The sequence below is a fragment of the Geodermatophilus sp. URMC 60 genome, from assembly GCF_053502585.1.
This window is the reverse complement of record NZ_CP199958.1, coordinates 2,711,420-2,731,969: the sequence shown is the minus strand read 5'-3', so window position 1 is coordinate 2,731,969 and position 20,550 is coordinate 2,711,420. Positions and strand designations below refer to the sequence as shown.

The 20,550-nt window shown below is 69.1% G+C and carries 12 protein-coding genes, 1 tRNA gene and 2 pseudogenes; 4 read left to right on the top strand and 11 right to left on the bottom strand.

Translation table 11 applies throughout. The features are described 5' to 3' along the window. Positions 1-2,406 precede the first annotated feature (2,406 nt). Positions 2,407-3,900 carry a pentapeptide repeat-containing protein gene (locus ACWIX3_RS13035; protein ID WP_448612471.1) on the top strand — a complete coding sequence of 498 codons (1,494 nt, stop codon included), beginning with the start codon at positions 2,407-2,409 and terminating at the stop codon, positions 3,898-3,900. 644 nt (positions 3,901-4,544) lie between these two features. Here ACWIX3_RS13035 and ACWIX3_RS13030 read toward each other — a convergent pair. From ACWIX3_RS13030 to ACWIX3_RS13015, 4 genes and pseudogenes are all read right to left on the bottom strand, one after another. Next, positions 4,545-4,925, bottom strand: a complete 381-nt coding sequence (locus tag ACWIX3_RS13030) for a VOC family protein (RefSeq protein ID WP_448607774.1) — start codon at positions 4,923-4,925, stop codon at positions 4,545-4,547. A 100-nt stretch (positions 4,926-5,025) separates the two neighbouring features. Beyond that, positions 5,026-5,264: pseudogene (locus tag ACWIX3_RS13025) on the bottom strand (IS5/IS1182 family transposase); the annotation flags it as partial. Positions 5,265-5,755: 491 nt separating this feature from the next. Next, positions 5,756-6,867: pseudogene (locus ACWIX3_RS13020) on the bottom strand (IS630 family transposase). A 109-nt stretch (positions 6,868-6,976) separates the two neighbouring features. Continuing rightward, positions 6,977-7,873: a calcium-binding protein gene (locus ACWIX3_RS13015; protein ID WP_448612470.1), complete on the bottom strand. Its 897-nt coding sequence runs from the start codon at positions 7,871-7,873 to the stop codon at positions 6,977-6,979. A gap of 719 nt (positions 7,874-8,592) precedes the next feature. On the opposite strand from ACWIX3_RS13015, the gene ACWIX3_RS13010 reads away from it, so the two are divergent. Further along, complete coding sequence (locus ACWIX3_RS13010) at positions 8,593-9,312, top strand: tyrosine-type recombinase/integrase (RefSeq protein ID WP_448607773.1); 720 nt, start codon at positions 8,593-8,595, stop codon at positions 9,310-9,312. A gap of 1,323 nt (positions 9,313-10,635) precedes the next feature. Here the strand turns inward: ACWIX3_RS13010 and ACWIX3_RS13005 are convergent. From ACWIX3_RS13005 to ACWIX3_RS12990, 4 genes are all read right to left on the bottom strand, one after another. After that, positions 10,636-11,535 (bottom strand): tyrosine-type recombinase/integrase, encoded by a 900-nt coding sequence (locus ACWIX3_RS13005; protein WP_448612469.1) that lies wholly within the window; start codon positions 11,533-11,535, stop codon positions 10,636-10,638. A gap of 87 nt (positions 11,536-11,622) precedes the next feature. After that, a tRNA-Val gene (locus ACWIX3_RS13000) sits at positions 11,623-11,694 on the bottom strand. Positions 11,695-11,792: 98 nt separating this feature from the next. Then, positions 11,793-12,254 (bottom strand): peroxiredoxin, encoded by a 462-nt coding sequence (locus ACWIX3_RS12995; protein ID WP_448607772.1) that lies wholly within the window; start codon positions 12,252-12,254, stop codon positions 11,793-11,795. A gap of 131 nt (positions 12,255-12,385) precedes the next feature. Next, entirely contained in the window at positions 12,386-12,811 is a 426-nt protein-coding gene (locus ACWIX3_RS12990) for a DUF3052 domain-containing protein (protein WP_012949524.1), read from the bottom strand. A 351-nt stretch (positions 12,812-13,162) separates the two neighbouring features. Here ACWIX3_RS12990 and aceE point away from each other — a divergent pair, with 351 nt between their 5' ends. Beyond that, a complete protein-coding gene (gene aceE, locus ACWIX3_RS12985; protein ID WP_448607771.1) occupies positions 13,163-15,976 on the top strand; it encodes a pyruvate dehydrogenase (acetyl-transferring), homodimeric type in 2,814 nt (937 codons plus the stop codon). A gap of 92 nt (positions 15,977-16,068) precedes the next feature. Then, positions 16,069-16,989, top strand: coding sequence for an FAD-dependent oxidoreductase (locus ACWIX3_RS12980; RefSeq protein WP_448607770.1), 921 nt, complete (start codon positions 16,069-16,071; stop codon positions 16,987-16,989). Positions 16,990-17,038: 49 nt separating this feature from the next. On the opposite strand, the gene ACWIX3_RS12975 is transcribed toward ACWIX3_RS12980, so the two are convergent. The 3 genes from ACWIX3_RS12975 to ACWIX3_RS12965 are packed head-to-tail and all read right to left on the bottom strand — an operon-like array spanning position 17,039 to position 20,543. Continuing rightward, positions 17,039-18,439 carry a GH1 family beta-glucosidase gene (locus ACWIX3_RS12975; RefSeq protein WP_448607769.1) on the bottom strand — a complete coding sequence of 467 codons (1,401 nt, stop codon included), beginning with the start codon at positions 18,437-18,439 and terminating at the stop codon, positions 17,039-17,041. Positions 18,440-18,474: 35 nt separating this feature from the next. Beyond that, a complete protein-coding gene (locus ACWIX3_RS12970) occupies positions 18,475-19,575 on the bottom strand; it encodes an ABC transporter ATP-binding protein (RefSeq protein ID WP_448607768.1) in 1,101 nt (366 codons plus the stop codon). Between the two features lie 59 nt (positions 19,576-19,634). Continuing rightward, positions 19,635-20,543: a carbohydrate ABC transporter permease gene (locus ACWIX3_RS12965; RefSeq protein WP_448607767.1), complete on the bottom strand. Its 909-nt coding sequence runs from the start codon at positions 20,541-20,543 to the stop codon at positions 19,635-19,637. Positions 20,544-20,550 lie beyond the last annotated feature (7 nt).

The following is a 20,550-nucleotide window of genomic DNA, read 5'->3' as shown; positions in this document are numbered from 1 at the left end:
CTCGCCATACAGCTAGTGATCTGGCCCTGACTCAACTCACGACGTCAGCGTCGCATGTCCCACATGGAACGACCTAAGCGAACGACCACTCGCTCATTTGTAAGCAGGACACGCGTGAACGCTGTGCTGACCTGCATCTTCAGCCTACTTCGCCTAGCGTTCCGGCCTCAGTTGAGCGGTCACTCGCGGGAGGGGTCCCAGGCTCTCGGAGCCTGCCGAGGCGGAGTCCCAACGAGGCACCGAGTATCGGGGTAACCCGCGATCGCCGGACTCGTTTGCAGCCAGGAACGAGCCCCACGAGCTGTCCAGCTCCGCCACTCACCGAGAGCTCGACCGGCCGGCACCGCCAGGTGATCGAATCTCCTGGCCAGCACAGCGACCGCCGGCCGCTGACCATGCACAGGGTCGTTACTGAGCATGGCGTCGGTCAGCGCTTCTGCGTACGACTACGGTCCCGCCCCATCTGGTCAAGGTGAGCCTGAGGCGGACGCAGATTTGGCCGCGAGCCGCCCTCCTGAGGTCGAATCATCTGACGGATCTTCAGCCGTTTTCAGAATGGCTTTTGCAGCCATGTCTGTTCCGGGTTTGCCGGACAGGTTCTCATCGGGCCGTGTCGTAATCACCCAAACGCCTGGGCCCATCCGAACGCAAACGACGCACATTGTGCAGCGACCCGGCTGGGTTCCCCAATTTGATAAGACCACGCACAAGGGGCCGGTCATCGTAGGTGACGGGTTAGTGCTCACTGTCTGCCATCTACCGGTAACGATCCCAACGGGTAAGCACATGTCGCCCTACTTCGAAATGTGGCGGGACGAGGTTCTGGCGGCTATCGCTGTCGTTGCCGTCTTGCTGGACGAGAGAATTGCCCAGGAGGAGGTGTTAGAGGATCTCATCGTTCTCGACTCAGCCGGGCTAGAGGCTGTGGCCATGGTGGATATGTCTACCCGGGTCCGTCATTTCGCACCGACCAAGCGGGTTGCCTCTGCGCAGCATCTAGGTTTGCGGAAGCTTGCTGATGGGCCTAATGATGCCCAAACTCCAAGCCATGTCGCGGCGCGTTGCTACTTACGCGCAACTGGCGCGGGCCAACGCCAGACGCAATCGTTTACCTGTGGATTGCCTTGGAGGCGTTGGTGCCCGCACAAGGTGGCGGAAAGTCCAGTGACGTACGCGGCCTAGAGGATGCTCTTTCTGCCGCTGGCTTCGATCCGGCCACGTGGAATCCTCGGATTGGTCGATGCGCGGGCCTGAGGGCCAGAATCGTCATCATGGCGAGGAGCAGCCGGAGTTGCTTAAGGAGGGCTTTTACGCCTTGGAGACGGCGGTAAGGATTGTCTTGCGGAAGGAGCTGGGCATTCAAGCCGAGTCGTGGCCAGCGGGAGTGCACGACACCAATCTCAAGTGGCCAATGAGTGCAGTGGCGGAGCGGCTGTCGGGCCTGTCCCAAGTCAACATGCGGCGGGTGGAGGACGACGAGCGCGGCGCGCACCCCCCGGACTCCCCCACCTGAACAGTCACCTCATACGCCTCCCAACGCCCTGAGGCTCCTCAAGGCGGCTTTGATTTGGCCGTCGACCTCCTGACCCCTGGTGTTTGACACTGGGCCCCTCAGCAGGCCGGCCTCACGGACCGGCCCCGCGCAGCGGGTTGTCGGCCCACTGGTCAACCGCCCGGATGTAGCCGAGCACGCTCGGCGACGTGGGGGCCCAGCGACCGTGCGCAGCGATGGTGGAGACCGGCGCACCGGCCCGGTAGGCAGCCGTCGCGCCACCGGCCGCAGGTGTGCGAGGACGGCCACCAGCGGTCGCCACCACGGGCCGTCACGGGTTCGCTACGCGATCATCTCCCGCCCAAGCTCGGCGGCGGCGAGCAGGCCGTCTATGAAGAGCACGTCGCTCGGAGACCGGAAGCACGGCGGTGTAGGCGACAGGACCGGACACGCCCACGACCTCGGGTGGGAAGGCGGTCCGTGAGATGACGTCTCTCCTACCGGGGGTCTTGCGCCGTCTCCCCTCATGTGCTCGCGTCGGCGTGTCCTCCTACTAAGAAGCCGTTGCGGAAGTGGGCCAGCGGAGTCGCCACGCCGCCACGGCCGCCTCACCTGCGCCTGCTGTCGGCTGGGTGGACCGAATCGGACTTCCGCAACGTCTCCTAAAAGGATTGCTGGTAGGTCGACTCCGACTGGCACCGGTGACACGGAGCAAGCCAGGGTCGGCCAAGAACCCAGGTGATGCCGTGCATGCGCCGGATCCGGGGGTTGACTCAAGTCAGCCTGCCAATGGTCCTATGGGGCCCGTCCCGGCCGAAAGCAAATCCGGACGGTTGTGTGGAACACGCCGGCCGTGGAGCCGGTGGACTCGGGCGCGCTGACAATCGAGGGACGTCACGGTAGAACAAGTGACCATGACAGCCGACGGGCCGACCGACGAGCCTCGCTCGCAGCACCGAGGGTGGTGGATCGCGGCCGGGCTGCTGGCATTGCTGCTGATCACCGGACTGGTGATCTTATGGATCAGAGCCCCGGACCTGTATCGAGCAAAGGACGGCGCGGCGCAAGCCGGCGCGGCGCAAGCCACAGCCACTACCCGGGGCGGGATTCTCACTGTTGCCGCAGCACTGATCGCGGCAACTGCCGCCGGGGCCGGGCTGTACTTCACCGCGCACACGTTGAAGGAGACACAGAAGGAGAACCGGGAAGCCGGCGAACGGGCCCGGCGGGCGTTAGAGGAGACACAGAAGGCAAACCGCCAGACCGATCGACGCGACCGGTACGCCAAGGCGTCCGAGCAGCTCGGCCATGCCAACGCCCCTGTCCGGCTAGGTGCCATGTATTCGCTTGTGCGCCTCGCCCAGGACAACCTCGAGCTTCGCCCTGCCGTCGTCGATGTGCTCTGCGCCTACCTGCGGATGCCCTTCAAGCCCCCCAAGCGGTATGAGCCGGCCACCGAGTCACGGAGCGAGGACCCCGGGAATCCGTCCCCGTCAGATGCCCCCGACCAAGAGTCGGAACGGAGCGCAGCCGAGGAGCTGCTGGTCCGCCAGACCGCCCAGCGCCTCCTCGCCGACTACCTCCGTCCTCCGCAGGGCAGGTCGGGCCAGGCCGCCCAGGACATCCAGGAGTCCCCCGAGGAGATTTTCTGGCCGGGTATCAGCCTCGACCTCACCGGTGCCACCCTGGTCGACCTCAACCTGACGAGGATTTCAGTCGTCCACGCAGCCTTCACCAAAGCGAGGTTCTGCGGCGATGCCCAGTTCGACGGGGCGACCTTCTGCGACGGCGCCCAGTTCGACGGGGCGACCTTCTACGGCAACGCCCATTTCGATGATGCGAAGTTTTTTGGCAGCGCCGACTTCGGTGGAGTAGTATTCGAAGGCGAAGCCTTGTTCAAGGATGCAGTTTTCGACAATGGCGCCTCATTCATCAAGGCGAGGTTCTGCGGCGAAGCCAAGTTTGGCGAGTCGTCCTTCTCCTCATCCTCTCCCTTGGGCGCCTCGTTCAGCGGGGCTAAGTTTTCCGACGGTCAGCGCCACGACTTCCATAGGGTGCGGTTCTTTACCCTAGCCGATTTCGACTCGGCGCAGTTTTTCGGCGACGCCGGGTTCAACCTAGCAACCTTCCACGACCAAGCCCGGTTCAAAGGCGCCCAGTTCTATGGCGACACCTCGTTCGATGAGGTGACCTTTGCCAGTTTCGCGTTTTTCGGGGCGGCGACGTTCTCTGGTGACGCGTCGTTCGATAAGGTGGACATTCTGCACATCGACGATTTCGACCTCAGTAAGGACGGGCGTCGGGTATGGCCTGACGGGTGGCGTGTCGAGTACCAAGAGGATGACCGAACACGGGGGACACTGGTTCCCAAAGGGAGGCGAAATCCTAGTACTGCAAGCGCTAGTTGACCGTATATGTGGTCTTCGAAGTGATGGGATCCGCTAGACGGGCGACTATGTCAGGCGCCGCTTGAGATTCGCCCCCGCTTCACGTCCGTGGGTAACTTCAAGGATCGCATTGACGGTCTACTAGTCCAGCGTACAGTGCCCGACTTGACAGATTACAGGATGTGACCGCCCCTGCTACGCCACGTCAGCAGACTCCATCCCGTACTCCCGACCCTCTACGTCAGGGAGGGGTATGTCCCTATTCGTTCCTGTCGCCTACTTCGTTAATCATGAAGATGTATTGCCGTCGGCGCCTCGGTGGTTGCGGGTTCGTCAGTCTTAGCGCCGGGCGCGGCGCCTAATGCCACAAGAAGGGCTTGAAGAAGCGCGTCGCCACTGTTAGCTCGGAACGCGTACTGAAGGGATTGCTCGAAAGTTGACGCCGAATGTTACCGGTGTGCTCAGGCGGGCCCAGGAGTGCCGCAGAAGCCCCGGTCAGGCGCCCCAAGCGCCGGGTCTGGAATGAACTCGGGTCAACATACCAGCAATCCTATTAGCAATCTGTGGCACCCGTTACTGGGAATGGCTCAGTGAGCCATTCCCAGCAACGGCTCGGCCTGCGTGTTGATCATGTGGTCCGGCTTTGCCGGGGAGACCTTGACTGCTCACTCTGGCTCGGCCACGTACATCGTGTTCCCGTCGAGGTCCCAGAACTCGAACATCAACGGTGCTGTGGGCCAATCGAGGAGGTCACCGACCCTCAGTCCGAGGTCGACGAGACGGGCATGCGCCGCACGGGCATCAGGGGTGATGAAGCGGATGCCGGTGTCGATGCCGGTGGGCAGTGCGTCGATGGTTGCGATCACGCTCAGCGTGGTGCCTCCACTAGGTGGAGCCATGTCGATCCAGCGAAAGTCGACATTGACGTCCCCGTCGAACCGTGTCTCGAAACCCAGCTCCTCGAAGAGCCGCTTCGTGGCGTCCTGATCCGACACGGCGATGGCGACGGTCGAGATCCCCGTGAGCGTGGCTGTCTGTGTGGTCATGGTGGTTAGACGACCGGGGAGCGCAGGGCTCATCGGAGCCACTTCGTCACGGCCGCCATCATCTACGCGCATCGAGGGTCACTGCCCGTGGGCGTTGGTCAGCCGGACCGCCGAGGGCGTCGATGCCCTCGTGCAGATACCGGTAGGCCGTCGAGCGGCCGATCCGGTGGTCGCAGGCCGGCTGCGCCAGCCGGGTGCCATCGAGAAACCAGCGCAAGATCAGCACCGCCTGCCGGTAACAGCCCAGCGCCCGGCGTCGACCTCGGGTTCCCGGCGACGGCGCTCGGCGGCCAGCAGGCCCAACACGAACTGCACCGTCTGCTCGGCGAGGAGAAGCACGGCGGTGTAGCTGACAGAATCGGACACAGCAGGACCTCGGGTGGGGAAGACGATCCGTGAGAAGATGTCCCTCCTGCCGAGTTCCTGCGCTCCTCCCGGTCATCCGCCCACCCCTCGACGTGTCCCGCCTGACCTACCAACCCTCGGCTACTGGGAAAGGCTCAGTGACCGGAGAGCCGTCGTCCTTGGCCGCAGGCGCTATTTCGTGGTCCTCGTCCTGCTCTCCGGCTCGATTCGCCGTCGGCGTCCTCATTCACCGCGACATTGAGGCCCGGATCGCCGGCTTCAAGATCAACTTCCTCTTTAGGGGCTTCCTCAAATTCTGAAAATCTTGCGCGCCCACGTCAGTTCCCCTGCCTGCGTGCCCATGCGCGCTTTTCGCAAGATGTCCTCACGACGTCTCACCGTTCAGAATCGCCCTGAAAGCGCCTCTGCCGGGCGCAGACAGGGTCCTCCGCCTGGAATACATAGTCTTGGCTTTTGCGAAGCTCCTAGTGCTCCGCAACTGACGTCGTTTGTGCCTTGCGGCGTCGCGGGTCGGTGGCCCTGGCGATGACCGTGTCGGGGTCCTTGGTCCAGGTGAACGGCCGGCAGCGGTCGTTCCAGGCGGCGATGAAGCGCTCGATGGCGGCGGAGGTCGGCCACGGTCGGGAAGTTGCCCCGACGTAGCGCCTGGCGGGTGATGATCGAGAAGAAGGCCTCGACCAGGTTCAGCCACGATCCCGAGGTCGGCGTGAAGTGCAGGGTCACCCGAGGGTGGCGCTCGAGCCAGGCGCGCACCGCCGGATGCTTGTGGGTGGCCAGGTTGTTGCAGACGACGTGCAAGCGGCGGCGCGGATAGGTCCGAGCGACCTGGCGCAGGAAGGCCAGGAACTTCTGGGTGGCGCTGGCGCTCGGTGCACGCCTCGGTCACCTTGCCGGTGGCCACCCCCAGCGCGGCGAACAGCGTGGTGGTGCCGTGTCGGACGTAGTCGAAGCTGGCCACCTCCGGATGCCCGGGCCGCACCGGCAGGGTCGGGGCGGTGCGCTGCAGCGCCTGGATCTGCGGCTTCTCGTCGACGCAGAGCACGACCGCCTTCTCCGGCGGATGCAGGTAGAGCCCGACGACGTCGCGGACCTTGCCCTCCAGTTGGGGGTCGGTGGAGAACTTGAACGTCTGCGCCCGCCACGGCTGCACGCCGAAGCGGCGCCAGATCCGGGCGATGGTGGTGTGCGAGATCGGCGTCCCCTCGCCGGCCAGCGCCGAGGCCAGCAGCCGCGAAGACCAGTGGGAGGCGCCGAACTGGGTCGGCGGTGAGGTCAGCGTCAGCTCCAGCACCCGATCGCGCAGCGCCTTGGGCAGCTGCGCCGGTTTGCCCGGCCGGGGCAGGTCCGCCAGGCCGGCCAGCCCGCGTTCGGCGTAGCGCCGTCGCCAGGTGACCACGGTCGGCTCGGCGCAGCCGACGATCGCGGCGATCTGCTTGCCCGGCACGCCTCCAGCGGCGAGCAGCACGATCCGGGCGCGTTCGACCTCCCGGGCCGGCGCTCCCTTGCCCCGGACCCGCCGTTGCAGCTGCCGCCGATCGGCGTCGGACACTTCCACGGTCCGCACGTGCGCGGCCATGAGCAATGGTTACTCCGACTGCGGATCACATCAAGGAGTACCGCTACGCAGCACTAGCGGGCAACGCCAGGTCCCATCCGTTGACGGCGACGGCGACGGCGGCCGCACGTCAGCCGGCCTGGATAAACTCGCAGTTGACGAAGGTGTCGACGGAGGAATTGCCGATGCAGGCGTCGATGCCCGCGCCGCCGTTCAGGATGTCGGTCCCCGGGCCGCCGATTAGCGTGTCGTTGCTGGGCCCGCCACGGAGGGCGTCATTGCCGTCGCCTCCGGAGATGCGGTCGGTCCCGCCCTCGCCGTTGACCACGTCGTCCCCGTCCCCGCCGTCGATCGTGTCGACGCCTGCGCGGCCGTTGACTAGGTCGCCCTCGGTACCGCCGTTGACGGTGTCGGCGCCGGCCCCGCCGATGATCTCGTCCCTGCCGGCGTTGCCGTTGATCACGTCGTCCCCGGCTTCGCCGTCGACGAGGAAGTCGTCGCCGTTCCCGCCGTCGATCGTGTCGGCGTCCTCGCCTCCTTGGAGGCTGTCCCTGCCGTCCCCGCCGTTGAGGAAATCGCGGCCGATCCCGCCCTGCAGCAAGTCGTCGCTCCCCCCGCCGAAGAGGGAGTCGTCGAAGAATAGGGTGTCGTCCGGTTCGTCGACCACGTTGTCCCGGTCGCCCTTGAGGACGTCCCTGCCGTTCCCGCCGAGGAGGTTGTCCCTCCCGTCGTTGCCGCACAGCTCGTCGTCGCCGCCGAGGCCGGAGAGGAAGTCGTCACCGCCGAGGCCGTCGATGCGGTCGACCCCCGGCGTGCCGGTCAGGTTGCCCGGGATTTCCAAGCTGCCCGAGCCACTGTTGTTGTCGTCCGTGCCACGCAGGGTCGCTGGGGCGCAGTCCGAATCGTTGGGGGTTGCCTGTGCCGCCAGGACGGCAGGTGCGGTGAGGATGAACGCGGGCACGATGGTGGCTGCCAGCCAGGGCAGCGGCCGCAGATACCGGCGTCGTGGACCAGACATCGGCGTCATCGACAAGCTCCTCGATGGGAAGGAAACGGGGGGACCCTGCCTCCCGGCACGGTCGCTGCCGGAACGTGCGGGGACAGAAGCCAACCGAACCGGCCGGAGGAGCAGGCCGTCCTCGCCTCACCAGCTCACCGCCCGTGCGGCTCCGATGAAGAGGAGCAGCCACAGCCCCGCCCTGATACGACGGGCTGGCGACCCGCTCCGACAAGCACGCCCGCAACTACGCCGGCGCCGTCTCCCTACGTGCTGATGCGAGACGGTGAGGTGGTAGCCGAGGGCTGGGTGAACGACGGGCATCTGGAGCTGGTGTGTTGGCCCGACGCCGACTGGCGAGCCTTCGCCGCTCTATGGCATCGAATGGACGAGTCGCCACCGGCGCTGTCGCACCCTCCGACTACGGTCCCGACCGTGCCCCATACGCCCTTTCTGGGCTACCGCAGCCCATGTTCGAGATAACGGCCAACCCCGTCCCTTCCCTCTCCGGCCCGGCCCGGCCGAGTTGGAACGAGCAGCGGTGCAGCCGGCGGCGGGAGTGCCTGCACCGCCGCCCCGGGTGCGCCTGGGAGAGCTACCACCGGGGATCGATGCTTACGAGGCGCTGGTGGGTCGGTTCCTGCTCCGCTTCGGCCCCAACACCCGGGCCGCCTACCGGAGGGACCTCGCCGAGTGGGCCGCCTTCTGTACCCGCCTCGGCGTCCATCCCCTCGCCGCCGGACTCGACCATGCCGACGCCTTCGCCCGGGTGCTCGTCGAAGAGCCAGTTGTCGCCCTCCTCGGTCGCCCGACGTCTGGCCGCCTGTGCCAGCTTTTACCGCTACGTGGTGCAGGCCCGACTGCTGGCCGAGTCGCCCTTCGTAGCGGTGTCTCGGCCGAAGATCAGCAACGAGTCGACCTCGGTGGGGCTCACCCGAGACGAGGCCGCTGCCCTGCGCTCGGCGGCCGCTGCCGACGGGGCACGTTCTCATGCCCTGGTGGCGCTCCTGCTGCACAACGGGCTGCGCATCACCGAGGCGCTGAGCCGAGACATCGGCCACCTGGGTTGGGAGCGGGGACACCGCACGCTGCGCCTGGAGCGCAAAGGTGGGCGGGTCCAGACCGCCCCGCTGGCCCCGGCCACGGCCGAGGTGCTCGGCGCCTGCATCGGCGAGCGCACCGAGGGGCCGATCTTCGTCACGGCCACCGGTGCTCGCTGGGGCCGCCGTCACGCCGGGCGGGTCATGCGCCGCCTGGCACAGGAGGCGGGACTGCGCAGCGCAGCGGCAATCACGCTGCACAGCGCTCGGCACACCTTCGCCACAGCGGCACTGGATGCCGGGGTGGCGCTGCGGGACGTGCATGCGGCCATGGGACACGCCGACCCTCGCACCACCATGCGCTACGACCGCTCCCGGGAGTCCCTCGACCGCCACGCCACCTACGCCGTCACGGCCTACTTCGCTTGATCAGGAGCCCCGGACCGCCTGGAGCGCAATCGCTAACCCTGATCGATGAGTCGCCCGGCCAATGCCAAGACGGCGTCGGTCCCCTGTGGGACCCTCCCGGTCATGACACCCCCGGTGCCCCAGCGTCACGGCGCTGGAGTGCTAGGCCTACAAGCGATGTCGGCATGGAGCAGCCAGTGACGGCCGTGAGCGGGGCGCAGGCCGAAGGCAAGGTTCTCGTCGAGCGTGATGCAGCGATGCCGCTCACGCTTGGCGCCGCTGGTTGGCGAGCCTCGACCGGGCCGTTGGTGCGGAACCGCCGCAAGGACGACCTATCGCCGAGGCCGGTCACGGGCCGGGTTGCCGTGCTCCGGGCAGCTGACGGGCTCATCTCACGCCTTTGCAGCAGCCCTGCGCACGGGACCATCCTGCGGTGACGGCAATGTGACGAGGTGGTGACGCACGACCCCCATCCTCGGCGGTACCGCCCGATGCGCACCGCGATCGAGAAAACGATCGCGCCTATCACAGGAGAAGTCGATGGGTAAACACCGGATCACGGTTTCGGCCACGGACGACCAGATCTATATCTATAACGATGGCGAGGGTGGAGGCAACGTCGGCGTCCCGGCGAAGACATTCGACGTTTCCCTGCCCGGCGATGTGAGATGGCGCTATCCCGGCAGCCCCCACTCGTTTTGCGACCCTAGGGGTAGTGAAGTTGGGATTGACCTTTGGGTACCAGTTCGGGGTAATGGGAATGGCGCGGCTCAAGCGAGAATCGAACTGAGGCTGTACGAGAACACGACAAGTACCTGTGGTTCCACCGAGTTGGATGGCACTGCTGAAACAGAGTGGTTTTCTATCCCTAACGGCCAAACCGTAGAACGGTACTTGAGGGTCGATAACCAGGACGAGGGCGGGGACTACGCACGGATCACTGTCCACGTAAGGAATGAGGTGATCGGGTGAGGAGCAGGGCCGAGGCAAAGTCAGAATCGTGGGCTCAACCTGCGGTGATCCTGACCGGCGCCCTCGCCCAGCCTCTGCAGAAACCTCTGTGGCTCGGACCCGCAGCTGGGGCGTTCTCCTCCTGCCCAGGTCAGAGCGACCTCCTCCTGCCCAGGTCAGAGCGACCCGGCGGTTCGTCCGCCGACGAGGCGACGGCGCTGGGGCGTCGAGCCGCAGCCTCCCCCGGGTTTGAGGGAGTTATAGCCGCTAGTGCTCCGTAGCAATACTCCTTGATGTGATCCGCGGTCGGAGTGACCATTGCTCATGGCCGCCCCCGACCCGGATGACATCAAGATCACCGCAACGGAGCACTAGAGGCGCTGAGGGCAAATGTCAGAGCTGATCACCCAGGGCCATTCGCTGGTGCGCGTCCCTCGCTCTCTCATCGGCGGTGCTGGCGGCGTACCGGCGAAGCATCTGCGGTGACCGCCAGCCCATGAGACGCATGAGGTCTGTCTCGGATCCACCGTTGGCTCCCCATCTGTGGGCAGCGGTGTGACGGAACTGGTGGGCGTGCAGGTTCGTGATGCCGACCGAACACCCTCTGCGCTCCAGCATCTGCACGATCCCACCCGGTGACAGCGGTCCACGGCCCTTCTCGGACAGCCACAGATGCCCCGTGTGGGCCCACGGGTCCTTGTCCCGCATCCGGAGGTACCTACCGAGCGCCTGCGCCGTCCTGGAGCCGAACGGGACCACCCGGATCCGGCGTCCCTTGCCGAGCACCTGGATGGTCTGGTTCGCCAGGTCCACGCTGTCCACCGCCAGCTCGGCGATTTCTGCCCGACGGCATCCGGTGTCCACGAACAGCCGGATCATGGCGTGGTCACGCCTGTCCATGAAGCTCCTGCCGTTGCACGTTGCAAGCAGTTCAAGCAGCTGCAGGTCTGTCAGCACCGGCACGGGCACCTCGGGCGTGTGCGGCGGACGCATTCCCTCCATCGGGGACTTCTCGATCTCTTCCTCACGCACCATCCACCCGAAGAACTGCTGCAGCGCTCGGTACACCAGGCTGCACGTGCCCGGCTTCCACTCCGTCTGCATGTCGGCCATGAACCGGGTGAGGTCTCCGCGCGTCACCGCCAGCGGGGACGCAGGTCCACCGGTTTCCATGCACCAGGCCGAAAGCTTGTCGACGGCTCCGGTGTACAGCCGCACCGTGTTAGGCGACTTGTTCTCCGCTCGCAGGGTGGTGGCGAAGTCGCGTCGCAGCGCCGTCCATTCCTGTTCCATGGCGCGCACTGTTACGTCGTCACTGGGCACCGTCAACCGCCAGCGCGTTACGCTCCGCTGGCAAACGTGCAGGTCAAAGATGCAGGGTGGGCGCGGCCGGGATCGAACCGGCGACCGCTCGCTTGTAAGGCGAGAGCTCTCCCGCTGAGCTACGCGCCCCGCGCGCCCAGGGTATGTGCCCCGGCCGCGCGGCCCCCTCCGGCCCCGTCCCGGGGCTCACCCCGGGCGTGCAAGGAGTGAGGAGGACGTGGTCCTCCTCAGGCGGCCAGCTGGGCCACCGCGTCCTTCCAGCCGGACTGCTCGCGAGCATCCCCCGGGCCGTTGACCTCGGCGAAGGCGATGCGACCCTCCTCGTCGACCAGGAAGGTGCCGCGGACGGCCATGCCGGCCCGGTCGTTGAACACGTCGTAGGCCTGCGCGACGGCGCCGTGCGGCCAGAAGTCCGACAGCAGGGCGAACTCGAAGCCCTCCTGCTCGCGCCACGCCTTGAGGGCGGGGGCCGGGTCGGTGCTGATCGCCAGCACCCGCACGCCCGCGTCGGTGTAGGTCGACAGCTCGTCGCGCAGCTGGCACAGCTCGCCGGTGCAGATCCGGGAGAAGGCGAAGGGGTAGAAGACCAGCAGGACCGGCGTCCCGCGCAGGTCGGCCAGTGAGACGACCTGGCGGTCCTGGTCGGGCAGGCTGAACTCGGGCGCGACGTCGCCGACGGAGATGCTCATGGGCTGATCGTGCCCCACGTGGTGACGTGCTGGGACGGCCCCCTCGCAGGGCCCCGGTGACCCACTGGAACGGCCACCCCTCAGGGGCCCGCGCCGAGCCTGCGAGGCGTGGGGGGAAGGGTGGTCCTTTTTCAGCGGCGGCTGCGCGCCGCCTTGGGGGTGACCAGGCGGATGCCCGACCAGTCCTTGGCCGCCGAGACGCTGCTGGTCTGCGACAGGCCCGCGGTGGGGGCGACCTCGGTGACGTCGCCGGGCTCGACGTGGCCGGGGCGACCGGACTTGGGCACCAGCAACCACACGACACCGTCGTCTGCCAGCGACGTGATCGCGTCGGTCAACGCGTCGAAGAGGTCGCCGTCGTCCTCCCGCCACCACAGGAGCACGACGTCGGCCACCTCGTCGGTGTCCTCGTCGACCATCTCGCTGCCGGAGACCTCGACGATGGAGTCCCGCAGGTCCTCGTCGGCGTCCTCGTCCCAGCCGAGCTCCTGCACGACCATGCCCGGCTTGATGCCCAGCCGGGCCGCCATGCTGGCGCTGCCCGAGTCGACGCTCATCCCTGCTGTTCCTCCATGGGTTCCGATGCTGACCGGGGGGCACGTCCGTGTCCGCGCCGGCGGGGTGTCGTGGGGACGGGATGCGCGGCCGGGTGTGCGAGGTGCGGCGGACGGCAGCGGGGCAGGACACGACCAGCGGGAGATCTCCCCCGCAGCCCGGCCATGTCACCCCTTCCCGTCCGCACCGGTCCTCCCCGCCTCGGTCGTCCGAGGCCACGGCCGGCGTAGGCGGAAGCGTAGGGCATGCCTGGTCACGTGCAAGTGCGTCGGAGAGCGGCCCGCGGGCGCCGTCGTCCCGCCAGGTGAGCGGGATGCGTGACGCGCACCCCACCGGCGGGGGACGATGTGCGCATGAGTGCTCCGCAGCAGTCGGGCGGCGACCCCGCCCGCGACGCCGGCAACGAGACCGGACGGGCCCGCGCGGTCATCACCGACGGTCTCCCCAGCCAACTGGTCGACACCGACCCCGACGAGACCTCCGAGTGGCTGGAGTCCCTCGACGCCGTCGTCGACCACGCCGGCCGCGGCCGGGCCCGGTACCTGATGCTCCGCATGCTGGAGCGCAGCCGGCAGCAGCAGGTCGGCGTGCCGTCCCTGCGCAGCACCGACTACATCAACACCATCGCGCCGGAGCGGGAGCCGTGGTTCCCCGGCGACGAGCACGTCGAGCGCCGGATCCGCGCCTACATCCGGTGGAACGCCGCGATCATGGTGCACCGCGCGCAGCGGCCGGGGATCGGCGTCGGCGGCCACATCTCCTCCTACGCCTCCTCGGCCTCCCTGTACGAGGTCGGCTTCAACCACTTCTTCCGCGGCAAGGACCACCCCGGCGGTGGCGACCAGATCTGGTTCCAGGGCCACGCCTCCCCCGGCATCTACGCCCGCGCGTTCCTCGAGGGCCGGCTCACCGAGGATCAGCTCGACGGCTTCCGGCAGGAGGTCAGCCACCCCGGCGGCGGGCTGTCGAGCTACCCGCACCCGCGGCTGATGCCGGACTTCTGGGAGTTCCCGACCGTCTCGATGGGCCTCGGGCCGATGAACGCGGTCTACCAGGCACGGTTCAACCGCTACCTGCACGCGCGCGGCATCAAGGACACCTCCGACCAGCACGTGTGGGCCTTCCTGGGCGACGGCGAGATGGACGAGCCCGAGTCGCTGGGCGTGATCGGCCTGGCCGCCCGCGAGGAGCTGGACAACCTCACCTTCGTCATCAACTGCAACCTGCAGCGGCTCGACGGCCCGGTGCGCGGCAACGGCAAGGTCATCCAGGAGCTGGAGTCCTTCTTCCGCGGCGCCGGGTGGAACGTCGTCAAGGTGATCTGGGGCCGGGAGTGGGACCCGCTGCTGGCCGCCGACCGCGACGGCGCGCTGGTCAACCTCATGAACCAGACGCCGGACGGCGACTACCAGACCTACAAGGCCGAGGACGGCGCCTTCGTCCGCGAGCACTTCTTCGGCCGGGACCCCCGCACCCGCAAGCTCGTGGAGAACATGAGCGACAAGGAGATCTGGAACCTCTCCCGCGGCGGGCACGACTACCGCAAGGTCTACGCGGCGTTCAAGGCGGCGGTGGAGCACAAGGGGCAGCCCACGGTCATCCTCGCCAAGACCATCAAGGGTTGGACCCTCGGCAGCCACTTCGAGGGCCGCAACTCCACCCACCAGATGAAGAAGCTGACCGCGGAGGACCTCGCCGCGTTCCGCGACCGGCTCTACCTGCCGATCCCCGACGAGCAGCTCGACAAGACCCTGCCGCCGTACTACAAGCCGGACCCGGACTCCGACGAGATGCAGTACATGCTCGAGCGGCGCCGGCAGCTGGGCGGCGCGGTGCCCCGGCGCCGGTCGGAGTTCAAGACGCTCAAGGCGCCCGAGGACAAGGCCCTCGACGTCCTGCGGCGCGGCTCCGGCAAGCAGGAGGTGGCGACGACGATGGCGTTCGTCCGCCTGCTCAAGGAGCTGCTCAAGGACAAGGAGCTCGGCCCGCGCTTCGTGCCGATCATCCCGGACGAGGCACGCACGTTCGGGATGGACTCCCTCTTCCCGTCGCAGAAGATCTACAACCCGGCCGGCCAGCGCTACACCTCGGTCGACCGCGAGCTGATGCTGGCGTACAAGGAGTCCGAGCAGGGCGTGATCCTGCACGAGGGCATCAACGAGGCGGGCTCCACGGCGTCGTTCACCGCCGTCGGCACGTCCTACGCCACGCACGGCGAGCCGATGGTCCCGATCTACATCTTCTACTCGATGTTCGGGTTCCAGCGGACCGGCGACTCCTTCTGGGCGGCCGCCGACCAGATGACCCGCGGCTTCGTCCTCGGCGCCACCGCCGGCCGGACGACGCTCAACGGCGAGGGCCTCCAGCACGAGGACGGCCACTCGCTGCTGCTGGCGCACACCAACCCGGCCGTCGTCTGCTACGACCCCGCGTTCTCCTACGAGGTCGGGCACATCACCAAGGACGCGCTGGCGCGCATGTACGGCGACGACCCGGGCGCCCCGCTGGGCGGCTCCCGCTCGCCCGACGTCATGTACTACCTGACGGTCTACAACGAGCCGTACAACCAGCCGGCCGAGCCCGAGGGTCTGGACCTCCAGGGCCTGCTCGCGGGCATGTACCGCTACGCGCAGGGCCAGGGCGACGGCCACAAGGCTCAGGTGCTCGCCTCCGGCGTCGCGGTGCCGTGGGCGCTGCGCGCGCAGGAGCTGCTGGCGAACGACTGGGGGGTGTCGGCCGACGTGTGGTCGGTGACGTCGTGGAACGAGCTGCGGCGGCAGGCCGACGCGGCCGAGGAGCACAACCTGCTGCACCCGGAGGACGAGCCGCAGGTCCCGTACGTGACCCAGCGGCTGCAGGACGCCCCCGGGCCGGTCGTGGCGGTGTCGGACTGGATGCGGGCCGTGCCCGACCTCATCGCGCCGTACGTCCCCGGCGGGATGGCGACGCTGGGCACCGACGGGTTCGGCCTCTCCGACACCCGTCCGGCGCTGCGGCGGCACTTCCACGTCGACGCCGAGTCGGTCGTCGTCCGGGTGCTGGCCTCGCTGGCCCAGCGCGGCGAGGTCGACCGGGACGTCGTCCGCCAGGCGGTGGAGAAGTACCAGATCCGCGACGTGCAGGCCGCGCCCGCGGAGGAGCGGTCGGACCCGAGCCCGGCCACCTGATGGAGGACCCCGTCCCTGGCCCCACCCTTCGCGAGCTCGGGGCGGGGCCAGGGACGGGGCCACCGACCGCCGCCGAGGACGGCCGCCGTGAGGTGGCCGTCCTCGGCGGCGGGGTGGTGGGACTGACCTGCGCGCTGGAGCTCGCCCGCGCCGGTCACCGGGTCCGGGTGCACACCGCCGATCCGCTGGAGGCGACCACCTCCGCGGTGGCCGCCGCGATCTGGTTCCCGTACCGGGCGGCACCCGCGGACGCCGTCCTGCGGTGGGGCGCCGCCTCCCTGGAGGTCCTCACGCGGTTGGCCGCCGACCCCGCGACCGGGGTGGCGCTCCGGCCGGGGACGTTCGTGCACCGCACCCCGCACCCCGACCTCTGGTGGACGCCCGGCGTGGCCGACGTCCGACCGGCGACCCAGGAGGAGCTCCCGCCCGGCGCCCCCGCCGGCACCCGCTGCACGCTGCCGGTCGTCGACACCGGCCGCTACCTGCCCTGGCTGGCCGCCGCCTGCTCGGCGGCCGGGGTCGAGACGGTCCCCGGCCGGGTGGCCGCGCTCGACGAGGTGGCCGGGAACGCCGTCGTGGTGGCGGCGGGCCTGGCCTCGGGGCAGCTCCTCGGCGACGACTCCTGCGTGCCCGTGCAGGGCCAGGTGGTGCGGCTGGCCGACCCCGGCCTGACCGGCTGGGTGCTGGACGACGACCACCCGGAGGGGCTGACCTACGTCGTCCCCCGCGGGCGGGACGTCGTCTGCGGCGGCACGGCGGTGGAGGGCGCCACCGGCACCGAGCCCGACCCGGCGGTCGAGGCCGCGGTGCTGGCGAGGGCGTGCGCGCTGGTCCCGGGGCTGCGCGGACAGCCGGTGCTGTCGCGGGCGGTGGGCCTGCGGCCGGGCCGGCCCACCGTCCGGCTGGAGCGGCTGGATCTCGGCGGGCGGTCAGTGGTCGCCTGCTACGGGCACGGCGGCGCCGGCGTGACCCTGTCCTGGGGGTGCGCGGCCGACGTCGCCGCGCTGGTCTGAGCCTGAGCGGAGTGCGGGAGCACAGGGATCCTGCGCTCCCGCACGCCGCTCAGCCCGCGGCGCGGTGCCGGCGCAGCACCTCGGCGTAGGTGTGCCCGCTGTCCTTCACCGTCCGCCGCTGGGTCGCGTAGTCGACGTGGACCAGACCGAAGCGCTGCGCGTACCCCCGGGCCCACTCGTAGTTGTCCAGCAGCGACCAGGCGAAGTACCCCCGGACGTCGGCCCCGCGGTCCACGGCCTCCACCACCGCGGCGAGGTGGCGCAGCAGGTAGCCGACGCGCTCGGGGTCGTGCACCGCGCCCTCGCCGTCGACCTCGTCGTCCCACGCCGAGCCGTTCTCCGTGACCACCAGCGGCAGGCCGGGGGCGCGGTCCCGCAGCCGGAGCAGCAGGTCGGTGAACGCACCCGGGCTGACCCCCCAGCCCATCGTCGTCGTGGGCCCCTCCGGCTCGAGCTCGACGACCTGCTCCCCGCCGATGAACGACGTCGGCGGCCTGCCCGGCGGACGGGTACCGGCCCGCACGGTCTGCTCGAAGTAGTAGTTGACGCCCAGCCAGTCCAGCGGGGCCGCGATGACCGCCAGGTCGCCGTCGTGCACCGGCAGCGGCGCCCCGGCCGCCTCGAGGTCGGCCACCACGTCGGCGGGGTAGGCGCCGTGCACCACCGGCTCGAGGAACACGCGGTTCTGCTGACCGTCGAGCCGGCGGGCGGCGTCGAGGTCGGCCGGGTCGTCGCTGGCCGGGGTCATCGGCGTGAAGTTCAGCGTGATCCCCAGCGAACCGACGCCGGCCTCCCGCAGCCGCGCGGCGGCCAGACCGTGGCCGAGCAGCAGGTGGTGCACCGCGCGGGCCGCGGCCACCGGGTCCTGCAGGCCGGGTGCGTGCTGCCCCGAGCGGTGCCCGATCAGGGCGCTGCACATCGGTTCGTTGAGCGTCGACCAGTGCCGCACCCGGTCCCCGAGGGCGTCGACGACGACCGCGGCGTAGTCGGCGAAGCGGGCCGCCGTGTCCCGGTCGGCCCAGCCGCCCCGGTCCTGCAGCGCCTGCGGCAGGTCCCAGTGGTAGAGGGTGAGCCAGGGGTCGATGCCGGCCGCGAGCAGCTCGTCGACCAGCCGCCGGTAGAAGTCCAGACCGCGCTGCTCCACCCGGCCGGCGCCCTCGGGCAGCACCCGCGGCCAGGCCACGGAGAACCGGTAGGCCGACAGCCCGAGGTCGGACATCAGCGCGACGTCCTCGCGGTAGCGGTGGTAGTGCTCGACCGCCACGTCACCGGTGTGGCCGCCGAACGTGCGGCCGGGGGTGTGGCTGAAGGTGTCCCAGATCGACGGTCCCCGGCCGTCCTCGGTGACGGCGCCCTCGATCTGGTAGGCCGCGGTCGCGGCGCCGAAGACGAAGCCGGGTGGGAAGGACAGGCCGGCGAGGAGGTCCTCGCGGGCGTCGGTGGTGGTCATGGCGGTGCTGCTCCTTCGCAGGGTCGGGGGGCGGATCAGTCGACGCGCAGCTGCGTGACCGGGTCGAAGACGTGCAGGCAGCCCTCGCGCACCCGCAGCCAGAGGGTCTCCCCGACGGCCGCGGCACGCCGCGGTTCGGTGCGGACCACGACGTCGGCGGTGTGCAGCACGTCGCCGTCGTCGGAGCTGCCGAGGGTGGCGTAGAGGAAGGCGTCGGCGCCCAGCTGCTCCACCACGTTGACCACGACCGGCACGCCGTCGCCCGGCGCCGCCGGCTCGAGCGCCTCGGGGCGGAAGCCGACGGTGACCCGGCCGTTGTCGGCCGCGGCCCGCTCGAGCCGCTCGCGGGGTACCGGCAGCACCGCCCCGCCGAGCCGGACGCCGCCGTCGACGACCGGGCCGGTGACGACGTTCATCGCCGGCGAGCCGATGAAGCCCGCGACGAAGACGTTGGCCGGCCGGTCGTAGAGGGTCCCCGGCGTGTCGCACTGCTGGAGGACGCCGTCGCGCAGGACGGCCACCCGGTCGCCCATCGTCATGGCCTCGACCTGGTCGTGGGTGACGTAGACGGTGGTGGTGCCCAGCCGCTGCACGAGGGCGGCGATCTGGGTGCGGGTCTGCACCCGCAGCTTGGCGTCGAGGTTGGACAGCGGTTCGTCCATGAGGAAGACCTGCGGGCTGCGCACGATGGCCCGGCCCATCGCGACCCGCTGCCGCTGACCGCCCGAGAGCGCCCGCGGACGCCGGCGCAGGTACGGCTCGAGGTCGAGGATCCGTGCCGCCTCGGTCACCCGGCGGCCGATCTCGGCCTTGCCGACGCCGGCCAGCTTCAGCGCGAAGCCCATGTTCTCCTCGACGGTCATGTGCGGGTAGAGCGCGTAGTTCTGGAACACCATCGCGATGTCGCGGCTCTTGGGCGGAGCGTCGGTGACGTCGCGGTCGCCGATGAGGATGCGGCCGGCGTCCACCTCCTCGAGCCCGGCGAGCATGCGCAGCGAGGTGGACTTGCCGCAGCCGGACGGGCCGACGAGGACGAGGAACTCCCCGTCGGCGATCTGCAGGTCCAGGGTGTCGACGGCCGGCCGCTCGGCCTTGGGGTAGATGCGGGTCGCCTGCTGGAAGGTCACGGTGGCCATGGCTCAGGTGCCTCTCGGGAGGTGGGGAGGGAGGGGGTTCGGACGTGTGCCGGGAGGTCTCATCCCTTCACCGCGCCCTGCATGATCCCGCCGACGATCTGCTTGCCGAGGACCACGAAGACGACCAGCACGGGCAGCGTGCCGAGGAGGGTCCCGGCCATGATCACCGCGCGCTCGGGGACGTAACCGCCGCCGAGCCCGGCCAGCGCGACCTGGACGGTGGGGTTGCCGGTGGTCAGCGCGATGATCGGCCAGAAGAAGTCGTTCCAGGCGGTGAGGAAGGTCAGCATCGCCAGCACCGCCATGGCCGGCCGCGCGATCGGGACGACGATCGAGCAGAAGATGCGCAGCGTCGAGGCACCGTCGACCCGGCCGGCCTCGAGCAGCTCGTCGGGCACCGCCTGGCTGAGGAACTGGCGCATGAAGAAGACGCCGAACGCGCTGACCAGGGTGGGCAGGACCACCGCCTGCAGCTGGTCGACCCACTGGAGCTCGGCGATGAGGATGAACAGCGGGATGATCGCCAGCTGGGTCGGCACCATCATCGTGCCGACGACCAGGGCCAGCAGCACGCCGTTGCCGCGGAAGCGGAGCTTGGCGAAGGCGAACCCGGCCAGCGTGCTGCACAGGACGGTGCCGACGGTGATGCAGCCGGCGACGACGAACGAGTTGACGATCGCCAGGCCGATCGGCGCCTGCTCCATCGCCCGGCCGATGTTGGTGAACAGGTCGGCGTCCGGGAGGAACGGCGGCGGGGTGGCGGCGATCTCGGCGTTGGTGTGCGAGCCGGCCACCACCGTCCAGTACAGCGGGAACACCGACACGAGGGCGGTCAGCGCCAGCAGCACGTAGGTGACCGGGCCGGCGCGGTGGGTCCGGCCGGCGGCACGGGCGCGCCGGCGGTGCGGGGCGGGGACGCCGACCGGGACGGGCACGGTTTCCTCCGGCGTGGGCACGAGGGTCGTCACGGGAGCT

What these genes read in the sequence shown, in the direction of transcription:
- ACWIX3_RS13035 (WP_448612471.1), top strand. Translation starts at nt 2,407, where the DNA reads ATGACAGCCGACGGGCCGACCGACGAGCCTCGCTCGCAGCACCGAGGG.
- ACWIX3_RS13030 (WP_448607774.1), bottom strand. Translation starts at nt 4,925, where the DNA reads ATGACCACACAGACAGCCACGCTCACGGGGATCTCGACCGTCGCCATC.
- ACWIX3_RS13015 (WP_448612470.1), bottom strand. Translation starts at nt 7,873, where the DNA reads ATGACGCCGATGTCTGGTCCACGACGCCGGTATCTGCGGCCGCTGCCC.
- ACWIX3_RS13010 (WP_448607773.1), top strand. Translation starts at nt 8,593, where the DNA reads ATGCCGACGCCTTCGCCCGGGTGCTCGTCGAAGAGCCAGTTGTCGCCC.
- ACWIX3_RS13005 (WP_448612469.1), bottom strand. Translation starts at nt 11,535, where the DNA reads ATGGAACAGGAATGGACGGCGCTGCGACGCGACTTCGCCACCACCCTG.
- ACWIX3_RS12995 (WP_448607772.1), bottom strand. Translation starts at nt 12,254, where the DNA reads ATGAGCATCTCCGTCGGCGACGTCGCGCCCGAGTTCAGCCTGCCCGAC.
- ACWIX3_RS12990 (WP_012949524.1), bottom strand. Translation starts at nt 12,811, where the DNA reads ATGAGCGTCGACTCGGGCAGCGCCAGCATGGCGGCCCGGCTGGGCATC.
- aceE (WP_448607771.1), top strand. Translation starts at nt 13,163, where the DNA reads ATGAGTGCTCCGCAGCAGTCGGGCGGCGACCCCGCCCGCGACGCCGGC.
- ACWIX3_RS12975 (WP_448607769.1), bottom strand. Translation starts at nt 18,439, where the DNA reads ATGACCACCACCGACGCCCGCGAGGACCTCCTCGCCGGCCTGTCCTTC.
- ACWIX3_RS12970 (WP_448607768.1), bottom strand. Translation starts at nt 19,575, where the DNA reads ATGGCCACCGTGACCTTCCAGCAGGCGACCCGCATCTACCCCAAGGCC.